General features: G+C 68.2%; 6 protein-coding genes. 3 read left to right on the plus strand and 3 right to left on the minus strand.

All coding sequences use genetic code 11. The features are described from left to right. Positions 1-351 precede the first annotated feature (351 nt). Complete coding sequence (locus tag ACIBJF_RS51920; RefSeq protein WP_399184881.1) at positions 352-1,050, plus strand: SDR family NAD(P)-dependent oxidoreductase; 699 nt, start codon at positions 352-354, stop codon at positions 1,048-1,050. Positions 1,051-1,277: 227 nt separating this feature from the next. Here the strand turns inward: ACIBJF_RS51920 and ACIBJF_RS51925 are convergent, their stop codons facing one another. Next, entirely contained in the window at positions 1,278-1,490 is a 213-nt protein-coding gene (locus ACIBJF_RS51925) for a hypothetical protein (protein WP_399184882.1), read from the minus strand. A gap of 185 nt (positions 1,491-1,675) precedes the next feature. Further along, positions 1,676-2,521, minus strand: coding sequence for an alpha/beta fold hydrolase (locus ACIBJF_RS51930; RefSeq protein WP_399184883.1), 846 nt, complete (start codon positions 2,519-2,521; stop codon positions 1,676-1,678). A 796-nt stretch (positions 2,522-3,317) separates the two neighbouring features. On the opposite strand from ACIBJF_RS51930, the gene ACIBJF_RS51935 reads away from it, so the two are divergent. Then, the gene (locus ACIBJF_RS51935) at positions 3,318-4,778 is read left to right on the plus strand and encodes a PLP-dependent aminotransferase family protein (protein ID WP_399184884.1); all 1,461 of its coding nucleotides are present in this window, start codon (positions 3,318-3,320) and stop codon (positions 4,776-4,778) included. A 126-nt stretch (positions 4,779-4,904) separates the two neighbouring features. Here ACIBJF_RS51935 and ACIBJF_RS51940 read toward each other — a convergent pair whose 3' ends face one another. Next, entirely contained in the window at positions 4,905-5,096 is a 192-nt protein-coding gene (locus ACIBJF_RS51940) for a hypothetical protein (protein ID WP_399184885.1), read from the minus strand. Positions 5,097-5,180: 84 nt separating this feature from the next. Here ACIBJF_RS51940 and ACIBJF_RS51945 point away from each other — a divergent pair. Continuing rightward, positions 5,181-5,251: helix-turn-helix domain-containing protein (locus ACIBJF_RS51945; protein ID WP_399184886.1), on the plus strand; the 71-nt coding region annotated here is incomplete at its 3' end.

The following is a 5,251-nucleotide window of genomic DNA, read 5'->3' on the forward strand; positions in this document are numbered from 1 at the left end:
TCGCCGCACTCCACAACCTTAAGCTCGACATCCGGTAAACGAAGCACCCCGCGCGGGGCAGCAGTTTCCTGCCCGCATTACGTGATGGCTCTTAGCCCGGCTCACCGCCGCCTGCCTCGAGATGCCCCAACTGGCCGCCGGCATCGGGGGCTTTGCCGAACTCCTGACGCCTCGCCCAGGAAGTACCGACGTGCTCGTGCACTGGATCGCTCGGGTCCGCGCAGCCGACCTGCCCCGTGCGCTTGCCTGGTCCTGCCACCCCCAGGATCACGGGGGCTCTGCCTCAATGCCGCGCTTCGCCGAACGATGGATGGCACACGAGCTGGTTGATCGAAGAGAGGAAGACCAGGCATGACCGTGACACTCATCACCGGGGCGAACAAGGGACTCGGCCGTGAGACCGCCCGCCGACTGATCAAGGAGGGACACACCGTCTACATCGGAGCACGCAGCACCGAGCGCGGCGAGGCGGCCGCGGCCGAGCTCGGCGCGCGGTTCGTGCAGCTCGACGTCACCGACGACGCCTCGGTGCAGACCGCCATGCGCGCGATCGAGGAGCGCGAGGGCCACCTCGACGTCCTGGTCAACAACGCCGGCATTGCGAACAATATCGTTGGCGCCGACGGCGTCACCGCCGAGTCCGCGCACGCCGTGTTCGAGACCAATGTCGTCGGCGTCGTCCGCGTCACCCAGGCCGCGATTCCGTTGCTGCGTAAGTCCGACAACCCGGTCGTGGTGAACGTCTCCAGCGCACTGGGCTCCTTCTGGGCGGTCACCAACCCCGAGCGCCACCAGTCGCACAACGCTTTCATCGTGTATGGCTCCAGCAAGGCGGCCGTCTCGATGCTCACCGTCCAATACGCCAAGGCACTGCCCGAGATCAAGGTCAACGCCGTCGAGCCCGGCTTCACCGCCACCGACTTCACCGCCGATTTTCCCGGTGGGCGCCCGGTCGAAGAGAGCGCCGAGGTCATCGTGCGCATGGCGACCATCGGCAAGGACGGCCCCACCGGCACCTTCCACGAGGAAGACCACGAGCTCCCCTGGTAAAGCCTCATCACCAGTGTGCGCAAGGGGGGCCGCCCTTGCGCACAGCACCCACCTGCCTCCCTGACTCGGCCGCCTCGTCGAACGCTGCCGCCGGACACCGCTGCAGCTGGGCCGACGGCCCAGGTCACAGGGCCGCAGGGAAGGGAAACGGGGTGTTCGAAACCCCTGACCGCCGGGCTCTACAGGGCTTCAAGATCAGCCCAGGCCCTCTTTGACGCGTACCAGGGTCACAGACCCACCACGTCCGCCGTGGCGGGATACTCATCCCAGGTCCGGCCATCAAGCAGCCGGCCGCCGGCCTTCGGGGTCAGCCCACTGACCTGCTTGAAGAACAGAGCCACCCGAAGATCGACACACTGGTCCTCGAATGTCGAGCCCTGCTGGACCGGCCCGGTCTGGCCCCGCGAACGGTGTACGACCTCACTGTCGGCGGCCTGCACACCTTCTTCGTCCACCCGCGGAGCGAGGGGTCCAGGGACGTCCTCGTGCCTAACTGCACCAGTGTTCGCGGCCACGAGGGCAAGTTCGGGGCTCACACCCTCGACAGCCGGGACGGTGGGCCCGGCGGGTGTCGTGGAGGGGAGTTGGCAGGGCGGTCCGTCCTGGCGCGAGGGGGGCCGCGGTGTCAGTGGACCGTGGCGTGGGCGGCCTGCTCGATCAGGCGGGTGACCGCGCCGGGGTGGGAGAGGGGAGCGGCGTGGGAGGAGTTGATCTCGATGGTGTGGGCGTGGGCGCGCTGGGCCATGAAGCGCTGCTCGTCGGGGTTGATGGCCTTGTCCTGGGTGGTGATCAGGTCCCAGGAGGGGATGCTCTTCCAGGCGGCCTCGGTGGGCTTCTCGTCGAAGACGGATGCGGCCACGGGGCGCTGGGTGGCGACTGCCAGGTCTGTGACCGACTTCGGTGCGTCGGCGGCGAAGACGTCGTGGAACTTGTCGGCCTTGACGTACAGGTCGGTGCCGGTGCCGCCGCCGGTCAGCGGGAAGGGCACGGCGTTGAGGGCGGAGCCGAGTTCGGTTGCGGGGAATTTGCTGTTCAGTTCTGCCACGGTCTCGCCCTGGTCCTGGGCGAAGGCGGCGATGTAGACGAGCGCCTTGACGTTCGGGTCGGCGGCGGCTGCCTGGCTGATCACGGAGCCGCCGTAGGAGTGGCCGACCAACACCACCGGTCCCTTGACGCTCTTGAGGAAGCTGTTGATGTAGGCGGCATCGCTCGCCAGGCCGCGCAGCGGGTCGGCCGGGGCGATAACCGGATAGCCGTCGTGCTGCAGGCGCTTGATCACACCGTTCCAGCTAGAGCCGTCGACGAACGCTCCGTGTACCAGCACCACCGTGGGCTTCTGCCCGGCCGCGTGGTGCCCGGCCGTGGCGTCGGCCGGAGCGGTGACCGCCAGGGCCAGGGCCGCCGCTCCCGCGACAGCGCCGAGAGCGGCGAGACGCTTACGGGTCGGGCGGAAGGCCGTCGTGAGGGTCATGGGGTTCTCCCTTTCGGAAACCGTGGTGCCGCAGCCCATTTGCGTCACCTGTTTAAGTGGTGACGGGATCGTGGCATGTAGCTGCGTAACCCGTCAAGGCGGTGACGTGGTGACGGTGTTCCTGTCGGTGGTTGGGCCAGAAGGAACGGTGGACGGGGACGGGTACCGCGCCACGGGGAGCGCGGGCCCATGCGTAGGTCGGGTCCAGAACGCCGGGGCCGGGGATCTAGCCCATGTCGTCCACGATGGTCTGCCCGAGGTGTGTGGTCGGGCGAGCTACCAAGAGGCCCTTCCTTCATGCCCCGGTCTCGGCCAACCCACCCGATCCAGGACGCCGTTCGAACCAGGCCGAGCGCACGAACGGATAGAGAAGGGCCAGTTAGGCGCCCACCATGACCCGCCACCAGAACCGTCGCCGACGCCCCCCGACGCTCATGGTCGGCATGATCTCAATCCTCCACAGGAGTTGGAACGGCCCGTGACCTGCTCGATGTCGGCGACGCGGCCGGCGTGCGCCCCGTCGAGCTTGCCGTGCCTGTGGAGGCGCGCCGACCCTCTGTACGGGTCCTGACTGCCCGGACCGCCGAGGACCGACCGTTTCTCAACACCCGCGTCGCTGTGGGCGTGACCAGGGGTCTCAACTCGCAACTCGGCAAGAACAACACACACGATCACGCTGACCAGCCCGCGCTTGTGGCGAACACGCTCGGGGAACGACACGGCGCGCGGTCGTCACCGCGACGAGGCTGCGGTGGTGCGCAGCGCGGCCCGATTGGACGACTGGCCAGTCGATGGTATGGGAGTATGGTCTATTTATGTGGCGGATTCTCGGACCAATTCCGCGGCGGGTCCGCCCCCTGCGTTCGGTGCCGACCTGCATCTGGAGCTGCGTGGACCCAAGCTGCGCGCAGGGCTCACGGACGCCTTGAGGGAGGCCGTGCGCACGGGGCGTCTGGCGCCAGGCAGTCGGCTGCCGGCCTCCCGCTCACTCGCCGCAGATCTCGGCGTCTCCCGTAACACCGTGGTCGAGTCCTACGCCGAGCTGGTCGCTGAGGGCTGGCTCACCGCCCAGCAGGGCTCAGGGACCCGGGTGGCCACCCGGGTCGAGCCGCACAGACCCGCGCCCGGCGCTCCTCGCGCGAGGCCGGACGAGCCCCGGCCCCGGTATGCCCTGTGGACCGGTGCACCGGACCTCGCGACCTTTCCGCGCACGCAGTGGCTCACCGTGGCCCGCCGGGCTTTGACCGCCGCGCCGCACGACGCCTTCGGCTACGGCGACGCCCGCGGCCGGATGGAGCTGCGCACCGCACTCGCGGACTATCTGGCGCGGGCCCGCGGGGTGTACGCCGAGCCGGATCGGATCGTCATCTGTTCCGGTTTCCACCACGGTCTGGCGCTGATGGCGCAGGCGCTCAGGGGACGGGGGGTGCGAGGGGTGGCAGTCGAGGCCTACGGACTCGATCTGTTTCGCGAGCTGCTGGCGAACGCCGGTCTGCACACCCCGCCCCTCTACGTCGACGACCATGGCGCACGCATCGACGACCTCGCGCGACTGCGCGAAGTGGGGGCGGTGCTGATGACTCCGGCGCACCAGTACCCGACGGGGGTCGCGCTCTGCCCGGACCGGCGCACGGCGGCCGTCGAGTGGGCACGTGCCACGGACGGCCTGATCCTGGAGGACGACTATGACGGGGAGTTTCGGTACGACCGTCAGCCGGTGGGGGCCCTGCAAGGCCTCGATCCGGAGCGGGTGGTGCACTTCGGTTCCGTGAGCAAGTCTCTGGCGCCGGGGGTACGGCTCGGATGGATGGTGCTGCCGGAGGAACTCATCCCGGAGATCGTGGCGGCCAAAGGGCACGGCGACTACATGACGAGCGCCTTGGAGCAGCTGACGCTGGCGGAATTCATCGCCTCGGGTGCGTACGACCGTCATGTGCGCTCGATGCGGCTGCACTACCGGCGTCGCCGCGATCAACTGGTCGAGGTCCTGCGCCAGAGGGCTCCCGGCATTTGTGTGACCGGGATGGCTGCTGGACTGCAGACGGTCCTCGAACTCCCGCGTGGAACCGAAAGCTCGGTGGTCCGGGCCGCGGCCCGGCAAGGTCTGGCGATCAGGGGGTTGACGCAGTTCCGCTACGAAGTGGCGGACTGCGGATGGCAGTTGCCCGAACGGGACGCCCTGGTGGTCAACTACGCGGCGCCCTCGGACAGCGCGTGGCCAGGCGCACTGGACGCACTGTGCAGGGTGCTGCCCTAGAAGGGGTTCCGAGGGCGGAGCGGACGCGCCTCCGTCCGGTTCGGGAGCGTTCCCTGCCGAGATTCGAGGTGCTGGGGCTGAGGGCCTCAAGTACAAGGCCGCCCGTGCCGGAGTCGGCGCGATCTGTCAGGTGGGAAGCCGTGTTGTCACGATCTCGCCATCCGTTCCAACGCACTTCTCCACGGTGGTCAGTGCGCCGGCGGCCGTGTCGGCGACGAAGACCGGCTCTCCAAGGGGCAATGGCAGCAACCCCAGTTCGTCCATTCGCCGGAGCTTGAGTATCAGCCCGTCGTGGAAGCCCGCCGTGTTCAGCGGCACCACGGGGTGTCGTACAGGCTCATCAACTTCATTATTAATCCCTAGTGTTGTGCATATATGGTTCTGTGCATGGAGTTGCTGCGCATGTCCAAGGCTGCGAAGCGTCTCGGGATACACCCGATGACGCTTCGTCAGTGGGCGTTGGACGGCAAGAT

Source organism: Streptomyces sp. NPDC050743 (assembly GCF_044456925.1).
In the GTDB taxonomy this organism is placed as follows: Bacteria; Actinomycetota; Actinomycetes; order Streptomycetales; family Streptomycetaceae; genus Streptomyces.

Excerpts from the sequence above, each read along its gene's own strand:
- ACIBJF_RS51920 (WP_399184881.1), top strand. The coding sequence starts at position 352 with ATGACCGTGACACTCATCACCGGGGCGAACAAGGGACTCGGCCGTGAG.
- ACIBJF_RS51930 (WP_399184883.1), bottom strand. The coding sequence starts at position 2,521 with ATGACCCTCACGACGGCCTTCCGCCCGACCCGTAAGCGTCTCGCCGCT.
- ACIBJF_RS51935 (WP_399184884.1), top strand. The coding sequence starts at position 3,318 with ATGGGAGTATGGTCTATTTATGTGGCGGATTCTCGGACCAATTCCGCG.